Here is a 20,911-nt window from a genome sequence, read left to right on the forward strand (position 1 = left end):
TCCCTACTCCCGCGCGGCCGGCTTCTCGTAGGGGAAGACCGCCGCCGGCGGGTCCTCGCCGACGAGGCCGTCGACCGACTCGCGGATGAGGTCCGCGTGCCCGTTGTGCCGCGCGTACTCCTCGACGATGTCGGTCAGCAGCCGCCGCAGGCTCAACGCGTCTTCGGGGTCGTCGCCGTGGCCGTAGACGGTGCGGGCGTCGAGCCCCTTCTCGGCCAGGGCCTCGGCCACGCTCTCGCGCGAGCGCAGGACGGCCTGGTGCCACAGCGCGTAGAGCGTCCCGGCGGAGTCGTCGGCGGCCGAGGACCACGGGTGGTCCGGGGTCCGTTCCCAGTCGACGGTGTCCCACGGGGCGGGCAGGTCCTTGCCGCGCAGCATGGTGCCGAACTTGTAGTCCTCGACGAAGGCCAGGTGCTTGAGGAGGCCGCCCAGCGTCACGGCCGACGCGCCGACGACCGCCCGCAGGCCCGCGTCGTCCAGGCCGGCGCACTTCCAGGCGAAGGTCGCACGCTGCCGTTCGAGCGCGCCGAGGAGCGTGGTCACCTCGTCCGCGGCCGGGGGCGGGCCGGGTACCGCCTGATCGGTCGTGTCCGTCATGCGTGGATGCCTCTCACTTCGATGCGGAGTCCGACGGACCCTGGTCGGCGGGAGCCCGCCGCTTGCCGTCGCCGGGGGATCCGCCGCACGGCACGCCCGGCGGGATCACGCGGCGCAGCGGCAACGGCAGCTTGCCGTGGATCGCCAGGCCCATCCCCTTCAGGCTGCGCCGCCGGGCCTTGATCTTCTCGGTGCTGGTCCGCTCGCCGAGCGTCCTGATGACGATGTCGGACAGCTCGGCCACCGTCGCGTTGGCGAACATGTCCTGCAACGACAGGTTGATGTCGAACTCGTCGAAGATGCGGCTGGTCAGCACGGTCGCCTGGAGCGACGACCCGCCGAGTGCGAAGAAGCTGTCGTGGATGCCCACCCGGTCGACGCCCAGGACCTGCCGGAACCAGCCGGCCAGCTTGATCTCCATGGGCTTGCTCGGCTCGACGTGCCCGAGGACCGGTGCGGTCTGCGGGTCCGGGTCGGGCAGGGCCGCCAGGTCGTACTCGCCGGCCGGGGTCAGCGGGAACTCGTCGAGCACCACGAAGTGTCGCGGCACCATGTCCCGGGGAAGCTGGCTGAGCAGTTGCTGACGGAGCCGGCCGGTGCCGAGCGACGGGTCGGGGCCGGTGACGTAGCCGACGGCCACCGGCACGCCGTCCGGGCCGGCCCGGTCGACGACGAGCGCGTCGCGGACCTCCGGGATGTCACGAAGCGCGGCGACGGTCTCCACGGGATCCGGGGCCGCGCCGCGGCCCTCGTCGGCACGGCTCACCATGTCATCCTCGATTCTCTCGTGAGCGATCGCTCGCCTTGCCTACGAACTCCAGCGTGCCGTCGGGCCACCGGCGACCCAGGTCCCCGGTGCGGTCCCCGTCGTGGCAGATCTCGGCCACCTCCCCGACCGCCGCCGGCTGCCCGCCGGGGTGGCGCAGCACGACCGGCCGGCCGGGCAGCTCGACGCCGAGCGGCACCCGCAGCGGCGCGGTCTCCGGCCGCCAGTGCGGCGGCAGGAGACAGGCGGTGGCCGGCCGCCCGTCGGGCATGGTGCGGTAGGTGGCCACCACCTGGCAACCCGGCGAGATCGCCCGGATCGCCGCCACGTCGTGGCCGGTCAGGCTCCCGGTGTTCTCGACGAACACGTGGCGGATGGCCGGCAGCTCGCCCCGCGCGGCGATGGCGCGCAGCAGCGGCGGCCCGGCGTGCAGCACGCTGACCCGTTCGATCCGCAGCCAGGCCGCGATCGCCTCGACGTCGGCGGTCTGCGAGCGGTCCGCCAGCACCAGCCGCCCGCCGGCGTGCAGCGCGGCCGACAGCGCCGCCATCGTGTGACCCGGCAGGGCGGACAGCACGGCGAACCGGTCGGCGGGGCCGAAACCGAACCGCTCGACAGCCCAGTCGGTGCCCGGCCGCTGCGGCGGGGCGGCGGTCACCCCGCTGGGCCGGGCGACCAGCTCGCGCACGTCGGCCTGCTCGGGGTCCAGGACCGTCGCCGCCGCGCCCGGGTCGGAACCCGGCTCGATGACCGTCAGCGGACGCCCGGCGCCCCGCACGCCCAGCACGGCCGCCACGAATCCCGCGCTGGGACGGCGGACGACGGCCACGGGACCGGCGGGCCGCCCGGCGAGCAGCTCGGTGATCCGCTCGGCCGGGCCGGCGAGCCGGCGGTACGTCCACGAACCGCTGCCGTCGGAGACCGCCACCGCGTCCGCGTGCGCGGCACGCCACGCGAGGGCCCGCTGCGGCGCGGCGTCCGGCGCGGGCGCGGCCGGTGCGGTGCTCACCGCCCCGTCCAGCACGTAGTCGAGGAGACCACGGCGGGGGTCGGCGACGGCGGCGGCGAGGAAGCCGCCGAAGTGCCCGGCGAGTGCGCGCATCAGGTCGGCGGGGAATCGGGTGGCGTCGTACTCGAGGGTGTAGGTCAGCTCGCCCTCGACCTCGTTCGTGGTGAGCACGAGGTCGAAGCTCGGCGGCAGCGAGGGCGCCTCCACCTCGTCGACGACGATGTCGCCGAAGCGCCGGATCGGTGGCACGTCGACCACGTTCAGCATGACCTGGAACAGCGGGGTGCGGCGCGGGTCGCGCGTCACCTTCAGCCGCTTCATGATGACGTCCAGCGGCGCGTCGGCGTGTGCGTAACCGCCCAGCGCCACGTCGCGTACGCGCCGGAGCAGCTCGGCGAAGGTCGGCTCGCCCGAGAGGTCCACCCGCATCGGCAGGGTGTTGATGAACGAGCCGATCAGGCTCTCCGTGCCGGACTCGGTGCGGCTGCTGAACGACACCCCGACCACCACGTCGCGCTGGCCGGCCCAGCGGCCCAGGACGGTGGTCAGCGTCGACAGCACCACCATGAACGGCGTCACGTCCCGGGTGCGGCACAGCTCGTGCAGCGCGGCGGTGTCCTTCGCGGACAGCCGGTCGGTGACCCGGGCGCCGCGTGCCTGCTCGGCGGGGGTGTGCTGGATGGTCGGCATGGTGAGTGCACGCGGCGCACCGGCGAGGTGGTCGCGCCAGTAGTCGACCTGCCGGTCCAGCTCCTCGCCGGCCAGCCGCTCGCGCTGCCAGACCGCGTAGTCGAGGTACTGCACGGGCAGCTCGGGCAGGCCGCTCGCCGCCAGGTCGCCGCCGGCCTGGTAGAGCATGCCGAGCTCGCGGACGAACAGGCCGACCGACACCACGTCCGCGACGATGTGGTGCGAGATCATGCTGATCAGGTGGTCGGTCTCGCCGAGCCGCACCACCAGGCACCGGATGAGCGGGCCGGCGGCGAGGTCGAAGGTCCAGCTCACCTCGTCGCCGGTGAGGCGTCGCGCGACGGCCTCGCGGTCGTCGACGGCGCTGAGGTCCTCGACCCGCAGGCGCCACTCCTCGTCGATCTCGTCCACCACCTGGATCGGGCGGCCGTCGACGGTCGGGAACCGCGAGCGCAGCGACTCGTGGCGGGCCAGGATCGTCCGGACGCACCGCTCGACCAGGCCGAGGTCGAGCGGGCCGCGCAGCCGCTGCTGCCAGCCGACGTTGTAGGCCGGTCCGTGCACGAACTGGTCCTCGAGCCAGAGTCGTTCCTGGTCGAACGAGAGCACCGGCGCGGCGTCGGTGCCGCGCCGGCCGATGACCCGGGGCTGCTCGGCGACCGTGACCGTACCGGCCAGGGCCGCGATCGTACGGTGCTCGAAGATGTCCAGCGGGGAGAGGCCGATGCCCTCCTCCTGCGCCCGCGAGACGGCCATGATGGCCAGGATCGAGTCGCCGCCGAGCTCGAAGAAGTCGTCGTTGACCCCGACCGAGTCGACGCCGAGCACGGCCGCGACGATCTCCGCGAGCCGCCGCTGCAACGGTGACTGCGGCTCGACCAGTTCCTCGGCCAGGTTGGGCCGCTCACCGCCGGGCTGCGGCAGCCGCGTCACGTCGATCTTGCCGTTGGCGGTCAGCGGGATCTCGGCGACCGGCACGAACGCGGCCGGCACCAGGTACGGCGGCAGCTCACGGGCGAGGAAGCGGCGCAGGTCCGTGATGTTCGGCGCGTCGCCGTCGCGGGTGACCACGTGCGCCACCAGCCGCCGGTCGTCCGGGGCCGGCTCGTGGACCGTCACCACGGCCTGCGCGATCTGCGGGTGCCGGCAGATCGCCGACTCGATCTCGGCGGGCTCCACCCGGTAGCCGCGGATCTTGATCTGGGTGTCCACCCGGGACAGGAACTCGAGGTTGCCGTCGGCGCGCACGCGGACGAGGTCGCCGGTGCGGTAGACGCGTTCACCGGGCCGGTCGGGGTCGGGCGAGGCGACGAAGCGCTCGGCGGTCAGGCCGGGCCGGCGCAGGTAGCCGCGGCCCACGCTGATCCCGCCGATGTACAGCTCGCCGACGCCGCCCGCCGGCACCGGCCGCAGCTCGGGGTCGAGGATGTGCAGCTCGGCCGAGGGTAGGGCGGTGCCGATCGGCAGGTGCCGCAGGTCGGCCTCCGGCGCGTTGGCCGGCAGCCGGAAGAACGTCGAGCTGACCGTCGTCTCGGTGATGCCGTAGACGTGCATCAGCGGGACGCCGAACTTCTGCCAGGTCGCCAGGCGCTCGGGCAGCACCCGCTCGGCGCCGACGATCACCAGGCGCAGCGAGCCGAGCCGGCCGACGCCGACACCACGGTCGAGTTCGCGTACCCACTCGTGCCAGTACGCCGCCGGCAGCTCCATCACGCTGATCCGGTCCTGCTCGGTCAGCGCCACGAGGTCCAGCGCGGCGCCGGCCATCCGCTCGGGTGGCAGGACGACGGCGCCGCCGGCGTACCAGATGGGGAAGAGTTCCTCGATGATGACGTCGAAGCCGGGGGAGGCGAACTGGAGGAACCGGTCCCCGGCGCCGAGCTGGAGGTGCTCGGCCACCTCGCGGGCGAACGTGACCAGCGAGTCGTGCTGGATCACCACGCCCTTGGGGCGGCCGGTCGAGCCCGAGGTGTAGATGACGTACGCGGCCGAGTCGGGCCGGGGCGCGTCGGCCGGGTCGTGCTCGGGGCCGCCGTCGAGCCGGTCGGGGCCGTCCAGCAGCACGGTCTTGCGGCCGTCCGTGACGCCGGTGAGCGTGTCGGGGGCGCCGGTCGCCACCAGCACCGGCGCCTCGGCGTCGTCGAGCAGGTAGGCGATCCGGTCGGCCGGGTAGGCCGGGTCGATCGGCAGGAACGCGCCGCCGGCCTTGAGGACGCCGAGCACGGCGACGGCGAGCGCGGGGGAGCGTTCGACGAGCACGCCCACTGGCGTCTCCGGCCCGACGCCGAGGCCGCGCAGGTGGTGGGCGAGCCGGTTGGCCTCCCGGTTGAGCTGGTCGTAGCTCATGGCGACGCGGTCGCGGACCACGGCGGGGGCGTCCGGGAAGCGGGCGGCCTGCCGCTCGAACAGCTCGACGACGCCGGTGGCCGTGGCCGCGCCGCGCACGGCCGGCGGCCGGGCGGGCGTGGCGCCGAGCAGCCGCACGTCGCCGATGCGCCGGTCCGGGTCGGCGACGAACTGCGCCAGGACGTGCGGGACCTGGGCGGCCAGCCGCTCGACGGTGCCGCGGTCGAACAGTTCGGTGCTGTAGTGCCAGTCGAAGTGCAGCGCGTCCGGCGCAGCCTGCACGACCAGGATGAGGTCGATGGTGATCGGCCCCGGATCCATCGGCACGTGACCGATCCGCAGCTCCGGCAGCTCCAGGGCGCGGTCCGGGTGCAGCATCGCGCCGGGCGTCGAGAGCACGTTGATCAGCATCTGGATGAGCGGCGTCTGGGCCGCCTCCGCCGGCGCGAGTTCCTCGATGAGGCGGTCGAACGGCACGCCCTGGTGGTCGAACGCGGTCGACACCACCTCGCGCGCCTGGGTCAGCGCCTCGCGCAGCGTGCGGATCCCGGCCAGCCGCATCCGCAGCGGAAGGGCGTTGGCGAAACAGCCGATGAGCTGCTCGGTCTCGGGCCGCAGCCGGCCACCGACGGCCGAACCGAAGACCAGGTCGTCCTGGTGCGTGTAGCGGTGCAGCAGCACCGAACAGGCAGCCAGCATGACCATCGACAGCGACACGCCCTCGCGTTCGGCGAACCGTTGCAGCGCCTCGGTCTGCTCGCGCCCCATCACGTGCGTGTGGTGGTCGCCGGCGAAGGTGCGGCGGACGGCCGGCGAGCGGTCGGTCGGCAGCGCGAGCCGGGGCGGGATGTCGGCGAGGGTCCGCCGCCAGTGCGCCAGCTCCTCGGCCATCCGCCGCTCGTCGAGCCAGTCGCGTTCCCAGACGGCGAAGTCGCCGTACTGGATCGGCAGCGGCGGCAGGTCGGCGGGCAGGCCGCCGCGCAGGGCCGGGTAGAGGGCCGTCACCTCGCGCAGCAGGATCGCCATGGACCAGGCGTCGGCGGCGGCGTGGTCGAGGGTCACCACCATGACGTACGCGTCTTGCTCGAGCCGCAGCGCGGTGGCCCGCAGCCGATGCACCTGGTTCGCGGGGAAGGTCCTGGTCACCTCGGCGTCGCAGTGCTCGCGGATCGCCGCCTCGCGGCCCTCGGCGTCGAGGTGACCGAGGTCGACGACGGCGATCGGCAGCGGCTCGACCGGCTGGACCACCTGCACCGGCTGCCGGTCGACGATCTCGACCGTCGAGCGCAACGCCTCGTGCCGCTCGGTGACGGCGGTGAGGACCCGGCTGAGCAGGTCGAGGTCGACCCTGCCGTCAAGCCGCAGGGCGGCGGTGACGTTGTTGGAGGGCCGGAACTGTTCGACGGCCCACTCGCGCTGCTGCGCGTAGGAGAGCGGTGTGGGACGGCTCCGGTCGCGGGGTGGGATGCCGTCCGCGCGGGCGGGGCGGCCGTCGGTCAGCCCGGCGACGCGCGACTCGAGTCGCGCCCGCTGCTCGGGGCTGAGTGCCGCGATCCGGCTCTGCAGGTCGCTCATGGTGGCAACTCCGTCCCCGACGTGAGTGTGACTGTGCGCGTGGGCCCGCCGGTGGCGACGCTATCGACCGGCGGGTGCCGGCTCCTGGCACCGGTTCATGTGACACGACCCGGACCGGCCGGTCGCTCTACCCTCCGGTCAGGCCGTCTCCGCGGAAGGGTGGCGCGATGCCGACAACCGTCATCGATCTGGACGACCTCGACCTGTTCGTCTCAGGCGACCCGTACGCCGCCTGGACGTGGCTGAGGGAGAACGCCCCGGTCTACTGGAACGCCACCTCCGGCGGCGGCGGGTACTGGGCGCTGACCAGGTACGAGGACGTGGTCGAGGTCTACCGGGACCCGTCGAGTTACTCGTCGAGGAACGGCACCGTGCTCGGCGGCTCGTACCGCAGCGCGACCGACACCGCGTCCGGGCAGATGCTCATCTGCTCCGACCCGCCCGAGCACCGGCTGCTTCGCCAGCACGTGCACAAGGCGTTCGGGGCACCGATGATGGAGCGGGCCGGCGGTTTCGTCCGGCGGTACCTGGGTGCGGCGCTGGACCGGCTCGTCGCGGACGGCGGTGGCGACTTCGCCGTCGACATCGCGCCGCTGCTGCCGGCCGGCCTGCTCGCCGCGATGTTCGGCATCGGCCGCGACGACGCGATGCGGCTGCTCGGGCTAACCCGCACCATGATCGGCTACCGCGACGGCGAGTACGTCGGCGCGAACACCAGCTCGATGGCGCTCGTCGCCGCCCAGGTGGAGATCTTCGACCTGCTCGCCGACCTGCTCGACCGGCGCCGGCAGGAACCGGGCGACGACCTGGTCAGCATGCTGGTCGCCGCGCGGACCAACGGGCGCGCGCTGAACGAGAGCCAGATCCTCTACAACGCCCTGAACGTGGCGGTGGGCGGGAACGAGACCACGCCGTTCACCGCGTCGGCGATCGTCGAGACGCTGATCGGCGACCCCGGGCAGGAAAGCCGGCTGCACGCGGACCCGGGCCTGCTGGGCACCGCCGTCGACGAGCTGTTCCGGTGGACCTCCACCAACGCGTACGTCTGCCGCACCACGACCCGGGACGTGACGATCCGCGGCGTGCCGATCCCGGCGGGGGAGACGCTGACGCTCTGGAACGCGTCGGCGAACCGTGACGCCGAGGCGTTCCCGCACGCCGACCGGCTCGATCTGGGCCGCACCCCGAACCACCACGTGGCGTTCGGCGTGGCCAACCACCGGTGCGTCGGCATGTCGGCCGCCCGCCTGGAGATCACCCTGCTGATGGAGGAGCTGCTCGCCCGGGGGCTGCGGTTCCGGCTCGCCGGCCCGGTCGAGCGGCTGGCGTCGAACTTCATGCTCGGCATCAAGCACCTGCCGGTCGAGCTGGCCTGAGGGCCCGTCGGTCGCCTGAGTCGCCGCCGCTGTGCGGCCGGCGGCTCAGGCGGGGGTACGCAGCGGGGCCGCCGAGCCGACCGCGCCCGGGTGCTGCCACGAGCGCGGGTCCATCCGCCGGCCGGTGAACTCGCCGCTCACGGCCCGCGCGTACAGCCGCTGGGTGGCCAGGTCGGGGCCGGTCTGCAACCGGTCGCGCAGGAGCCCGGCGCAGAGGCGGTACCAGCGCTGCGCCTGGTTGAGCTGGCCGAGGTGCGCGTGCACCAGGATCAGGGCCCGGTACGTCTCCTCGTGCAGCGGCTCGGCGTCCAGGACGCGCCGGCACCACCGGATCACGCCGACGTGGTCGCCGCTTGCGATGTCCGTCTCGACCAGGAACGCCAGCGCGCACAGCAGGCGGCTGCGCAGCCACTCCCGTTCGACGCCGGCCCAGTCGTAGCCGACGTCGGGCAGGTAGTCACCCTGGTAGAGGCCCACGGCCTGGCGGTAGAGCCCGGCGGCCTCGGCCCGGTCGCCGCGTAGCTGCGCCACGTGTGCCCGGTCGGCGAGCCGCACGAAGTCCTCGAAGTCGACCACCACCCCGTCGGCCTCGAGCAGGTAGCCCGACTCGCGGGTCAGCAGTCGCAGCCCGGGTTCGACGCCCCACTCGCGCCGGCTCTCCTCGAGGACGTTGCGCAGCATGTGCGCCGCCACCTTGAGGGAGCTGGAGTTCTTCGACCAGGGCGCGTCGGGCCACAACGCCTCGTAGAGGACGCCACGGGGCACGATCCGGCCCGGCCGCAGCAGCAGGAACTGGAGCAGGCTGCGGGACTTGCCGGCCTTCCACCGTTCCACCGGTCGGTCGTGGAAGCAGAGCTCGAAGGCGCCCAACGTGCGGACCGAGATCGCCGATGTTCCATCCACAGTGGCCGCCGTCCCTAGCACCTTCCTCTTCGCAGCTCGAACCTACCGGGACACCGGTGCGGCGGTGATGTCACCGGAAGGAGGGATAGGGCCGCTGGGCTCGCACGTAACCGGAAACCAACCCGGCCGGGCTAGCTTCTGCTTCCGCCGTGACACGCCCCGGGAGGCCGACTCTATGAATCGTCTCGACTGCGTGGTGATCGGCTACAACGAGGGCGACTTCGGCGACTACCAGGCCATGTGTGAGCGGGCGGGCCCAGGCACGCCCGAGTACCAGATCATGCGCTCCGAGCACCTGGTGGTCGACGACCGCGCGATGCCGTGGCTGGACGCCTTCAGCCGGTTACGCAACCGCGGCACCGGCCGCACCGATCGCTACCACGTCGGCGAGGTCTTCAACCTCGCCGCGATCTACCTGACGAGCTACCTGCGCCGCGCCGGCCTGCGGGCCGAGCCGATCTCGCTGTTCAGCGGCGAGCGGGCCCGGCTCGAGGCGCTGTTGGCCGAGCGGCCGGCCGTCGTCGCCATCACCACCACGTTCTACGTCAACATCCTGCCGGTCGGCCCGATCGTCGAGCTGGTCCGGGAGCTGTCGCCGTCGAGCCACATCGTGGTCGGCGGCCCCCTGGTCGACAACCTGCTGCTGTCCGGCCTCACCCCCGCCGTGGAGGACTTCTTCTACGCGATGGGCGCCGACTCCTACATCCAGGAGTCACAGGGCGAGCGCAGCCTGGGCCAGCTCTGCCAGGTGCTCCGCGACGGCGGCGACCTCTCGGCGGTCGACAACCTGATCCACTGCCCGGAGGGGACCTGGACCCGCACCCGGCGCCGGCCGGAGAGCAACGACCTGGACGCGTGCTCCATCGACTGGTCCGGCTTCAGCCTCGACCTCGTCGGCACGACGGCCCAGGTGCGTACGGCGCGTAGCTGCGCCTTCAAGTGCAGCTTCTGCGACTACCCGACGCGCGCCGGGGCACTCACGTCGGCCTCGGTCGACACGGTGCGCGGCGAGTTGCGTGCCCTGGCCGAACTCGGCGTGCGCAACGTGGTCTTCGTGGACGACACGTTCAACGTTCCGCCCAAGCGGTTCAAGGAACTGTGCCGGATGATGATCGAGGAGGACCTCGGCCTGTCGTGGTACTCCTACTTCCGCTGCTCGAACGCGCGCGACGAGGAGTCGTTCGACCTGGCGGCGCGCAGCGGATGCGCCGGCGTCTTCCTCGGCATCGAGTCCGGTGACAGCGACGTGCTGGCCAACATGCACAAGCTCGCGCAGGACAGCCAGTACCGCAGCGGGATCGCCCGGCTCAAGGAGCGCGGCATCACCACGTTCGCCTCGATGATCGTCGGTTTCCCCGGCGAGACCGAGAAGACGGTGAGCAACACCGTCGACTTCCTCAACGAGACGGCACCCGACCTGTGGCGCGCGCAGGCGTGGTGGGCCAACCCCCGCTCGCCGGTCTACCAGCAGAAGGAACTGCTCGGCATCGAGGGCGAGGGGTACACCTGGTCGCACTTCAGCATGTCGTCGAGGGAGGCCGCCGCCCTGACCGACGAGATGTTCGAGCGCGTGACGGAGTCGGTGTGGCTGCCGCTCTACGACTTCGACTTCTGGTCGCTGCCCTACCTGGAGGGCAAGGGGGTGTCCGTGCCCGAGCTGATGCGCCTGCTGCGCACCACCCAGCAGATCATCGGCACCCGCAACAGCGGCACGGACCCGGCCGGCCTGGCGGCGCTGGAGCGGCGCTTCGGCGCCGAGATCGCCGAGCTGGACGTCGCGCCGGCCCGGTTCAGCTTCTGACGGCGGAGGACAGCACACGATGACGGTGATCGCAGCCGCGCAGCCAGTGCCGGCCGTGGCCTCGGTGGCCGACGCGTTCGAGCGGGTCGCCGCGGCGTACCCGGACCGGCCGGCGCTCGTCTGCGACGGGCTCGTGCTCAGCTACCGCGAGCTGGAGGAGCGCACCGCCGCGATCGCCGCCGGGCTGGCGGGTCGCGGCGCCGGCCCGGAGACGATCGTCGGCCTGCTGCTGCCGCGCGGGGTCGACCTGGTCGCCGGCCTGCTCGGCACCCTGCGCGCGGGCGCCGCGTACCTGCCGCTCGATCCGGCGCTGCCGGCGGACCGGCTGGCCTGGATGTGCGAGCAGGCCGCCCCGGTGCTGCTGCTCTCCGACGCCGCCAACCGCCGCCGCCTGGAGCCCGCCCGCGCCCGCCGCGTCCTGACCGTCGACACCTGCGCGCGTACGGCGCGGCCCGGCCTGCGGCGCGCGGAGATCCGGCCGGGCCAGTCCGCGTACGCGATCTTCACCTCCGGGTCGACGGGTGAGCCCAAGGCCGTCCAGGTCACGCACGCCTCGCTCGTCGCGCTGCTGGCCGGGCTGGAGCGGGTGGCCGCCCCGGTGCCGGCGCGGGTCGGCTGGAACGCCAGCCCCTCGTTCGACGCCTCCGTGCAGCAGTGGCTGCGACTGTGCCGCGGCGACACGCTGGTCCTCGTCGGCGAGAAGGTCCGCGTCGACCCGCAGGCCCTGGCCGCGCTCGTCGCGTCCGAGCACCTGGACGAGCTGGACATCACCCCGTCGCACCTGGTGGCGCTGCTGGACCACCTGCCCGAGCGCGCCGGCCGGCCGCTACGGCTGCTGATCGGCGGCGAGGCCATCGCGCCCGGGCTGTGGAGCCGCCTCGTCCGGCTGCGCGACGAGGGCACGCTGGAGCCGTTCAACCTGTACGGCCCGACGGAGTGCACCGTCGACACGACGTACACCCCGGTCGACTCCGGCGGCCCGCACCTCGGCGGCCCGCTGCCCGGCGCCCGCGTGCACCTGCTCGACGAGGCGCTGCGCCCGGTGCCCGCCGGTGTCGAGGGCGAGCTGTACGTGGCCGGCGGCGGGGTCTCCCGTGGCTATCTCGGCCGGCCGGCCCTGACCGCGCAGCGCTTCGTGGCCGACCCCTTCGCCGGCGACGGGAGCCGGATGTACCGCACCGGGGACCGGGCGCGCGTCGGGGCGCACGGGCGGCTGGAGTATCTCGGCCGCCTCGACCACCAGGTGAAGCTGCGCGGATACCGGATCGAGCTGGGCGAGATCGAGGCGGTGCTCGACCACTGCGACGGGGTCGCGCAGGCGGTGGTGCTGCTGCGCGACGACCTGCCCGGCGGCGCCGGTCTCGTCGCGTACTGCCGCACCGAGGCGGGCACGGCCTTCGACGCCGCCGCGGTCCGGCGTGCGGCGGCAGCCCGGCTGCCGGAGTACATGGTGCCGTGCGAGCTGGTGCCGCTGGCCAGCCTGCCGCTGACCGCCAACGGCAAGGTCGACCGCGCCGCCCTGCCCGCGCCGGCCCGCCCCGAGGCCGGCCGCGGCGCGGACGCCGAGTTGCGGACGGAGACCGAACACGCGGTGGCCGCCGTGTGGTGCGAGGTGCTCGGTCTCGACCGGGTCGGCGCCCAGGACGACTTCTTCGCGCTCGGCGGGCAGTCGCTGCTCGCGATCCGGTTGGTGGCGCGGCTGCGACGCACGGCCGGCCGGCCGATCCCGATGGTCGCGGTGTTCCGCCACCCGGTGCTGCGCGGCTTCGCCGCCTACCTGGACGAGCTGGCGGCGCGCTGAGCCGGCCCCTCAGGCCGCCGTCAGGCGGACGGGGAGCGTGAACGTGCCGCCGATGAAGTTGGAGTAGACCCGCTGCGGCGTGCCCGTGACCTCGATGTCGGCCACCAGGTCGCGCAGCGCCGTCAAGGTCGCCTCAAGCTGGATGCGGGCGAGTCGCGCGCCGACGCAGAAGTGCGGCCCGTAGGCGAACGTCAGGTGCCGGTTGGGGGTGCGGTCCAGGCGGAACTCGTCCGGTTCGGCGAACTCGCGCTCGTCGAAGTTGGCCGACGCCAGCCAGACGGTGACGATGTCGCCCGCCTCGATCCGGCCGCCGGCCAGCTCGACGGGCTCGACCGCGAGCCGGCCCAGGTGCCGCGACGGCGTCGTCCAGCGCAGCACCTCCTCGACCGCGCTGTCGATGCCGACCTCGCCCGCGCGCAACGCCCGCCACTGTCGCGGGTTGGCGGCCAGCGCCTGGACGCCGCCCGTCATCGCCAGCCGGGTCGTCTCGTCACCGCCCAGGATCAGGCTGTAGCAGTTGAAGACGATCTCGTCGGTGCTCAGCAGCCGGCCCCTGATCCGCGCGGTCGCGAGCACACTGACGAGGTCGTCGCCGGGTGCCGCGCGCCGCTGCTCGACCAGGTCGAGGAAGTAGGCGAGCAGCTCGTTCTTGGAGGTCCACGCGCCGAGGCTGTCGTGCTCCGGGTCGTGCGAGCTGACCGCCGACGAGCCGAGCCGGTGCACGTAGGGGCGGTCCGCGTCCGGCACGGCCAGCATGTCGCAGATCGTCGTGAGGGGGACCTCGGCCGCGACGTCCCGGCCGAAGTCGCCGTCGACACGCGCCACCGCCCGCTCGACGAGATCGCGGATCTGCGACCGGATGTGCGCGGCCAGCCGGTTCAGCATCGCCGGGGTCAGTGCGCCGGTGATGACGCGCCGCACCTCGGTGTGCCGCGTCCCGTCGGTCACCGCGAGCATCTTCCCGGCCGCCGAGTCGCTGCCGACCAGCAACGTCTCCAGCACGTTGCCGGAGGTCGAGGTGAAGCGGTTGTCCCGGAAGACCGCTGTCGCGTCGGCGTGCCGGCTGACGACCCAGAACCGGGGCCCGCCGTCGACCGGGGGATGCCGGTACAGCGGCTGCTCCGAGCGCAGGTGCCGCCACACGGCCGAGAGGTCACGCTCCGCGTGGACCGCGGGCGCGGTCAGGTCCAGGGCGTCCAGCTCTGCGGGATCGACGAGGGGCAGCCGGGTCACATGCACGGCCTCAACTCTCGCGTACGGCGGTTAGCGCCCGGTTACGCCCCCGCACGCGTAACCGCCGGCTAACCCCGGCCGCCTACGGTCACGCCAAGCCACGGGCGCGACCTCGGGAGGATAGGTGTCCCCACCGTCAACGAACTGGCTGTTGCGTGAGCCGTCGCCCGGGGACGGCCCGTTGCTGTTCGTCTTCCCGTACGGCGGGGCCGGCGCCTCGTCCCTGCGCCGCTGGCCCAGCCGGATCGGTGACGTCGAGGTGCAGCCGGTGCAGCTACCCGGCCGGGAGAACCGCATCCGCGAGGAGCCCTACCGGGATTTCGACCGGTTCGCGCGCGAGGCCGTGGCGGCGCTGGACCCCTATCTCGACCGCCCGTACGCGGTCGCCGGCCACTGCATGGGCGCCCTGCTCGCGCACGCCTTCGCCGCCCGCACCGAGGACTCGGGGGCGCCGCCGCCGCGCCGGCTGTTCGTGTCCGCCTCGCTCGTGCCGTACCGGGGGTTCTACGGCCTCTACCACCCCTGGATGTCCGACCGCCGCATCGCGGGGGAACTCCAGCGGGTCGCGCACGACCTCGGCGACGGCGACCTGCCGCCCGAACTCCTGTCGCTGTCGACCCGGGTGCTGCGCGCCGACGTCGGGATGTGCCTCGGCTACCGCCCGCCACCCCGGCCGGTCGACGTCGCGATCAGCGCGATCGGCTGGGCCGGTGACGTCGACGTCGACGGCGACGACCTGGCGCAGTGGTCGGAGTACGGCAGGACGCAGACCTACCTGTTGCCCGGCGATCCACTCACGTTCCTGGCGGCTCCGCCGGGCGTGCGCCGGATCATCGAGGACGACTTCGAGTTCTGACTGACGAGATCCACAGAAGGGGATTCTTGTGACCGATCCCGCGACCCCGCCGGCGACCCTCGCGGAGCTGCTCGCCCGGACCGTCGGCGCCCACCCGGAGCTGCCGGCGGTGGCCGACGACCAGACCCGGCTCGACTACGCGGAGCTCTCCGGGCGCGTCGACGCGATGGCCGCCGCGCTGCTCACCCTGGGGGTGCGGGCCGAGGACCGGATCGGTGTGCACCTGCGCCGGGGCGTCGGGGCGGTGGTGACGATCCTCGGCGTGCTCCGGGCGGGCGCGGCGTACGTGCCACTCGACACGAGCTACCCGAAGCGGCGGCGGGACCAGATGGTGAACGCGGGCCGGCTGCGGCTGGTGCTCACCGAGCCCGGCTGGGAGACCCGCCTCGCCCACCTGTCGGTGCGGGTCGCCACGCTCGACTGGCGCGACCTGCCGGAACCGGCCACCGCACCGCCCGTCACGATCGCGCCGGCGGACGCGGCCTGCGTGCTGTTCACCTCCGGCTCGACCGGTGAACCCAAGGGCGTCGTGCTCGAACACCGCCAGCTGGCCGCCTTCGCGCTCGACCCGGCGATTCCGGCGGTCGGCCCCGGCGACCGGATGGCGCAGGCGTCGAGCCTGTCGTTCGACACCTTCACCTTCGAGCTGCTGCGCACCATCGCCGGGGGCGCGCAGCTGGTCGTGATGCCCGCCATGGCGGACCTCATCGGCGCCGATCTCATGCGGCAGCTACGCCGCAGCCGCATCACGGCGATGCTGGCGCCGGCGATCGCGCTCAACCACCTGGCCCGGCACGACCGGGAGGCGTTCGCGTCGCTTCGGGTGTTGTGCTCCGGCGGTGACGTGCTGCTCGCCGAGACCTGCCGGGAGTTGCGGGCCGGGGGCTTCGCCGGGGAGCTGCGCAATCTGTACGGCCCGACCGAGACCACTGTGGCCTGTTCCGGTCACGAGATCCGCGACCTGCCCGACGACTGTGTCCGCGTACCGATCGGCCGTCGTGTGGCGACGGCCAGGCTGCACGTGCTCGACGACCGCCTGTCCCCGGCGCGCACGGGCGAGCTCTACGTCGGCGGCGCCGGTGTCGGCCGCGGCTACCTGGACCAGCCGGGCCTGACCGCCGCGCGGTTCGTCGCCGATCCGTTCGCGGGCGACGGCAGCCGGATGTACGCGACGGGCGACAAGGTCCGCGTCGGCGACGACGGGGTGCTGGAATACCTCGGACGCGTCGACAACCAGGTGAAGATCTCCGGCCACCGGGTCGAGCCGGCCGAGGTGGAGCGCGCCCTCTACGACCACCCGGAGGTCAGCGAGGTCGCGGTGACCTCGCTGGGCGAGGCGGGCGAGCTCCGGCTGGTCGCCTTCGTCATCCCGGCCGGTGAGGGGCTCGCACCCACCAAGCTGCGGTCCTTCCTGGCCGAGCGCCTGCCCGAGCCGTACGTCCCGGCCGAGTTCATCGTGCTCGAGGCGATGCCCCTGGACGCGCACGGCAAGCGGGACTGGGCGCAACTGCGGGACGTCGCCGCCGAGCGGGCCGGCCGGCGCCGCCGGTTCGAGCCGCCCCGCACCGACACCGAGCACTACCTGGTGCAGCTCTGGGAGGAGTTGCTCCGGGTCGAGGGCATCAGCGTGCACGACGACTTCTTCGGGCTGGGCGGTCACTCGCTGCTCGCCGCCCGGGGACGCATGCGGATCCAGCGTGACCTCGGGGCGAGCCTGCCGCCGCAGGCGGTGTTCGAGAACAGCGTGGTGGAGGACCTGGCCGGGGTGATCGACCGGAGCCGGCCGGCGACGGCCTGACGGCCCGTGCGGGCCCGCGGCTCAGGCCGCGGGCTCGACCCGGCCGCGTGGGCCGCCGGCCGGCCCGGACGGACGGTCGTGCAGCATGTGGCCCAGCAGGGCGGCCCGCGTCAGCTCGGCCTTGTTGCCCACGCCGAGCTTCGCCCGGATGCGTTTGACGTACGTGTCGACGGTGTGCGGGCTGATGCCGAGGCGGGTGGCGATCTGCCCGTGGGTCAGCCCGCGGGCGATCTGCCGCAGCACCTGCTCCTCCCGCTCGGAGAGTTGCTGGACGGGCGCCTCGGGGCGCTCGGCGACCGGGGTGGGCGAGGGCTCGGTGTAGCAGGCGTGGCCGCCGGCGGTGACCGACCGGATGGTCTCCACGAGTCGCTCCGCGCTCTCCCGCTTGCTGACCACGCCGGCGGCGCCGGCCCTCAGGTAGGCGGTGGCGTCCTTGTCGTCGTGGGTGAGAACCAGTACGGCGGTGCTGCGGGCGGCCCGGCCGATCTCGTTGACGCGTTCGTCCTGCGTCATCGCGTCGACGTCGAGCAGGACGACGTCGGCGAGCCAGGAGGGTTCTTCCTCGGCAGAATCGCGTACTGCCACGACTCTGACGCCGGCATTGTCAAGTATGGTGAGGAGACCGAGCAGGAAGATGGGCGAACTCACCACGAGATCGGTCCGAATCACGTGCACTCTCCAGTGTCTCGCCACCACCGCGACGAATTGATCAGTTACGGTTCTTCGAGAAGTTAACAACGGCGGTGTCGCCGAGACGGGTCCCTCCTTCGCGGGACGTGCGTCGGCCCCGAAGTTGCGCCGGGTTAAGGAATCCGCAGGTCAGGCGGGTGGTGCCGCGGTGGGCACGTAGGGGCTGGTTATCGGGGTTGCGGAAGTCATAGGGGTTGTGTTCTGCCGCCGCACCCGCTTCCGTGTCGCGGGCTGTGTGTGCCCGCTCACCCGCAGGATTCGCCAGCGGGTGTCCGTTCTCGTGCCCCCGAGGCGATTCGTCGCCGGGACGTCCTGGCCCGGGGCCGCACCCGCAGGCTGCCGCGATTCATTGCCGCGGCCATCCTTTGCCGGCGGCGTGACGATTCCCGAAGAAGAGCCGGCCCCAACCCTTACACCGCCACGTCGTCCTGCCCGCTAAAGTGAGAAGAGTCGACGCGGGTCCGGCGAGTAAGGGCAAACCCATCGAGCACGGTGTTGGTCCATACTCATTGCGGAATGCGTCCGGTGCTTCCGGGACGTCATCCGCAACGCGTCACGGATGCTCGGTCACCCCCATCGGGAGCGCGGGCGGCGGGGCCGGTCGCTGCACCGCAGGGCAGGGCCACGAGACGGCGACGCGAGCGCACTCGACCATCGACTGTCCGTCCGTTCCTCGGCGGGCGAGGGGAGCGGAATGACCGGCGGGGGAGAGACCGGCCGCGAGGTCGTCGTGCGGCTGCGCACCGGCGTCCCTCCCCCGGCCCGTGTCTCCCCGCCACCGCGCGACGGCCGGGTCGCCCTCGTCAGCGGCGGCAGCCGCGGCCTCGGCCTGCGCGTGGTGGAACGCCTGGCCGGCCTCGGCATGCGGGTGGTGATGGGCAGCCGGTCGCCGGAGCGCGGGCGGGCCGCCCTCGACCTGCTGGGCGGTCTCGCCGACCGCGTGGCGGTGCGCCAACTCGACGTGCTCGACCCGGCGAGCGTCGAACGGCTGACGACCTGGATGGAGGAGCGTCTCGGCCGCTGCGACGTGCTCGTCAGCACCGCGGCCACATCGGTTCCCCGCGGGTGGGACGTCACCGCGACGGACCTTTCCGCCGTACGGGCCGCGCTGGAGACCAACGTGCGGGGTGTCCGGCTGCTGACCCAGGCGGTCGCGCCGCTGATGCGCCGGGCACGCTACGGGCGGGTGGTCACCATGTCGAGTGGTCAGGACGGGCCGGCGCACCGCGTCTCGCGCCGCGCGGTCAGCGCGCTGACCCGGGAACTCGCCGATGAGCTCGCGCCGCACGGCATCCTGGTGAACGCCTGCTGCCCGGGCTCGACCGGTCGCGTCCCGGCTGGCGGTCGCGGCGCTGGCCACCCGTTCGAGTCGGAGACGCCGGTGTGGCTGGCGACGCTGCCGGACGACGGGCCGACCGGCAGCGTCTTCTGCACGCCGGCTCCCCGGCGTCGATGACGGATCTCCGCCGGGGTCCTCGTCGGCGAGACGGTCGACCATGTCGCTGGCCGACCAGTTGGGGCGGGCGGCGAGCCGGCTCCTCGAGCTGCCGCGGGAGAAGCACGAATTCCCGTGGCGACCGCGCCTGGATCGGATCCGGTCCGCTGCTGCCGGGGCTCATGCGCAGACGCGGGCCGAGTCGCCGGCGTACCCCGTCGGGCCCCTGCGCGGTCTCCGGTCGGCATCGCGGGATGACCCCGTCGCGAGCCCGAAGTTGGCCTGGCGGGTCAGCGGCAGCCGGGCAGGCAGCTCAGGGCTCGGACGGTGGCCTTCGGCAACGGAGCAATCAGCGGTGGATGAGTTCCGGGGCGGCGGTGTCCAGTGGCACGGCGGCACCCGGCACGAGGCCGAGTTGCACGCTCGGCCGGGAGCCGACTGCCGCGAAGAGCCAGTCGGCGACGGTACGGGCGCGGTTGGCGGGCAACGACAGCAGGTGGTAGCCGCGGGCCACGACGCGGGCCGGTGGTCCGACAGCGGCACGTGCAGCGGGTTCGCGGTGGCCTGCCACCCGCCCAGGTCCACCACGAACCCCAGGTCACGGTGCCGGTAGCGGCGACGCCTGCCGACGCCGTAGGAGGCAGCGATGTTGTCGGCCGCCAGCCGGCCCTGCCGGACGGCGTGCTGGGCGGTCATCGGGGTGATCTCGCCGGGCCGGGCCGGATCCGGCACGGCCGCGGCGTCGCCGCAGGCGAGGATCTCCGGATGGCCGGGCACGGTCAGGTACTCGTCGACTGTGACCCGCCCCCTGGTGGTGGGCAGCCCGGTCGCCTCGACGAGCGGATCGGGCCGGACGCCGACGCACCACACCAGGGTGCGCGACGGCACGGCCCGGCCGTCGGAGAGGTGGACCCCGTCGGCGGTGGCTTCGGCGACGGAAGTGCCCAGGCACACCTCGATTCCTCGTTCGCGCAGCACCCGCTCGGCCACCCGGGACATGCGGTCGCCGAGGCCGGGCAGGACCCGGTCGGCGGTGTCCAGCAGCAGCCAGCGCGGGCGGATCCCGTGGAGCCTCGGATGGTGGCGGACGATCTCGTCGGTGAACAGTTGCCCCTGTGCGGCGACCTCGGTGCCGGTGTAGCCGGCGCCGACGACGACGAACGTGCAGCGCGCCTCCCGTTCGGCCGGGTCGTCGGCGGCGTCGGCCATCTCGATCTGCTGGATCAGTCGTTCCCGCAGGTGCAGCGCCTCTGGGATGCCGCGGAAGCCGTGGGCGTGGTCGGCGACACCGGGGATCGGCAGGAGCTTGTTGACGCTGCCGGCGGCGAGGACCAGGCGGTGGTAGGGCAGCCGACCGGGGCGTCCTTCGGGGTCCAGGTAGGACACCGTCCGGGCGTCGGTGTCGATGCCGTCGACCTCACCGAGCACCACCTGCACCCCCGGCAGGGTGTCGGCCAGCGGCACCGTGACCCGACGCGGGTCGAGCACCCCGCCGGAGACCTCCGGCAGCAGCGGCAGGTAGAGGAAGTAGTCGGTCGGGTTCACCAACACCACGTCGGCGGCACCGCGGGACACCCGGGCCAGGCGGCGGGCGGCGTAGAAGCCGGCGAACCCCGCGCCGACGATGACGATCCTGGGTCGGGCCATGACGGGTCCCCTTAACGGTCGGCTGATGTTCCTCGTCCCGTCCAAGAGGTAACCCAGTGATGCCCGGGGAAACGTCCGGCTCGGGCTCGTACGGTTCCGCCGGGCAGGCTGATGCGCGACTACCAGCGGAACCGCGACGACGTGCAGGGCAGCCCGCACCTGTTCCTGGCCGACGGGTACCAGGTCCACGACCCGGGCATCACGATGCACCGGGAGGGCGAACCCGGTGCGGGCTTCCCCGTCGCCGACGCCGACGACACGGGGATCCTCGCCGACCTGGTCGCCCGCGCCGCCGCCACCGTGGGGTAGGTGCGGCGGCCGTCGGTGCCGCTTCTGTGCCTGCCCACCCCGGGAGGGGTAGACACCCGAACGCGGGGCGGCGGCCGGA

Annotated in this window: 13 protein-coding genes and 1 pseudogene; 7 read left to right on the forward strand and 7 right to left on the reverse strand. The window is 73.3% G+C overall.

All coding sequences use genetic code 11. The features are described 5' to 3' along the window. Window positions 1-3 precede the first annotated feature (3 nt). The 3 genes from ACQ452_RS03010 to ACQ452_RS03020 are packed head-to-tail and all read right to left on the reverse strand — an operon-like array spanning window position 4 to window position 6,983. The gene (locus ACQ452_RS03010; RefSeq protein ID WP_433389498.1) at window positions 4-597 is read right to left on the reverse strand and encodes a DinB family protein; all 594 of its coding nucleotides are present in this window, start codon (window positions 595-597) and stop codon (window positions 4-6) included. A 13-nt stretch (window positions 598-610) separates the two neighbouring features. Further along, entirely contained in the window at window positions 611-1,363 is a 753-nt protein-coding gene (locus ACQ452_RS03015; protein WP_433389499.1) for a phosphopantetheine-binding protein, read from the reverse strand. A gap of 4 nt (window positions 1,364-1,367) precedes the next feature. Then, window positions 1,368-6,983, reverse strand: coding sequence for an amino acid adenylation domain-containing protein (locus ACQ452_RS03020; RefSeq protein WP_433389500.1), 5,616 nt, complete (start codon window positions 6,981-6,983; stop codon window positions 1,368-1,370). A 167-nt stretch (window positions 6,984-7,150) separates the two neighbouring features. Here ACQ452_RS03020 and ACQ452_RS03025 point away from each other — a divergent pair, with 167 nt between their 5' ends. Continuing rightward, complete coding sequence (locus ACQ452_RS03025) at window positions 7,151-8,359, forward strand: cytochrome P450 (protein WP_433389501.1); 1,209 nt, start codon at window positions 7,151-7,153, stop codon at window positions 8,357-8,359. Window positions 8,360-8,404: 45 nt separating this feature from the next. On the opposite strand, the gene ACQ452_RS03030 is transcribed toward ACQ452_RS03025, so the two are convergent. Next, window positions 8,405-9,262 (reverse strand): AfsR/SARP family transcriptional regulator, encoded by an 858-nt coding sequence (locus tag ACQ452_RS03030; RefSeq protein WP_433389502.1) that lies wholly within the window; start codon window positions 9,260-9,262, stop codon window positions 8,405-8,407. Between the two features lie 175 nt (window positions 9,263-9,437). Here ACQ452_RS03030 and ACQ452_RS03035 point away from each other — a divergent pair, with 175 nt between their 5' ends. Beyond that, the gene (locus tag ACQ452_RS03035; protein WP_433389503.1) at window positions 9,438-11,063 is read left to right on the forward strand and encodes a PhpK family radical SAM P-methyltransferase; all 1,626 of its coding nucleotides are present in this window, start codon (window positions 9,438-9,440) and stop codon (window positions 11,061-11,063) included. A 19-nt stretch (window positions 11,064-11,082) separates the two neighbouring features. Next, on the forward strand, window positions 11,083-12,864 hold the full coding sequence (locus tag ACQ452_RS03040; RefSeq protein ID WP_433389504.1) for a non-ribosomal peptide synthetase: 1,782 nt from the start codon (window positions 11,083-11,085) through the stop codon (window positions 12,862-12,864). Between the two features lie 9 nt (window positions 12,865-12,873). Here the strand turns inward: ACQ452_RS03040 and ACQ452_RS03045 are convergent, their stop codons facing one another. Further along, window positions 12,874-14,103 carry a cytochrome P450 gene (locus tag ACQ452_RS03045; protein ID WP_433389505.1) on the reverse strand — a complete coding sequence of 410 codons (1,230 nt, stop codon included), beginning with the start codon at window positions 14,101-14,103 and terminating at the stop codon, window positions 12,874-12,876. Between the two features lie 118 nt (window positions 14,104-14,221). Between ACQ452_RS03045 and ACQ452_RS03050 the strand changes: the two genes are divergently transcribed. Both ACQ452_RS03050 and ACQ452_RS03055 read left to right on the forward strand, forming a co-directional pair. Next, entirely contained in the window at window positions 14,222-14,953 is a 732-nt protein-coding gene (locus ACQ452_RS03050; RefSeq protein WP_433389506.1) for a thioesterase II family protein, read from the forward strand. Between the two features lie 28 nt (window positions 14,954-14,981). Next, window positions 14,982-16,751, forward strand: coding sequence for a non-ribosomal peptide synthetase (locus ACQ452_RS03055; RefSeq protein ID WP_433389507.1), 1,770 nt, complete (start codon window positions 14,982-14,984; stop codon window positions 16,749-16,751). Window positions 16,752-16,772: 21 nt separating this feature from the next. Here the strand turns inward: ACQ452_RS03055 and ACQ452_RS03060 are convergent, their stop codons facing one another. Further along, window positions 16,773-17,336: a response regulator transcription factor gene (locus tag ACQ452_RS03060; protein ID WP_433389508.1), complete on the reverse strand. Its 564-nt coding sequence runs from the start codon at window positions 17,334-17,336 to the stop codon at window positions 16,773-16,775. Window positions 17,337-18,135: 799 nt separating this feature from the next. On the opposite strand from ACQ452_RS03060, the gene ACQ452_RS03065 reads away from it, so the two are divergent. After that, complete coding sequence (locus ACQ452_RS03065) at window positions 18,136-18,897, forward strand: SDR family NAD(P)-dependent oxidoreductase (RefSeq protein ID WP_433389509.1); 762 nt, start codon at window positions 18,136-18,138, stop codon at window positions 18,895-18,897. Window positions 18,898-19,225: 328 nt separating this feature from the next. Here the strand turns inward: ACQ452_RS03065 and ACQ452_RS03070 are convergent. After that, window positions 19,226-20,523 (reverse strand): annotated as a pseudogene (locus ACQ452_RS03070) (NAD(P)/FAD-dependent oxidoreductase). Window positions 20,524-20,634: 111 nt separating this feature from the next. Between ACQ452_RS03070 and ACQ452_RS03075 the strand changes: the two are divergent. Then, window positions 20,635-20,832, forward strand: a complete 198-nt coding sequence (locus tag ACQ452_RS03075) for a hypothetical protein (RefSeq protein WP_433389510.1) — start codon at window positions 20,635-20,637, stop codon at window positions 20,830-20,832. Window positions 20,833-20,911: the final 79 nt, after the last annotated feature.

Source organism: Micromonospora sp. KLBMP9576 (assembly GCF_050941805.1).
Classification (GTDB): Bacteria; Actinomycetota; Actinomycetes; order Mycobacteriales; family Micromonosporaceae; genus Micromonospora.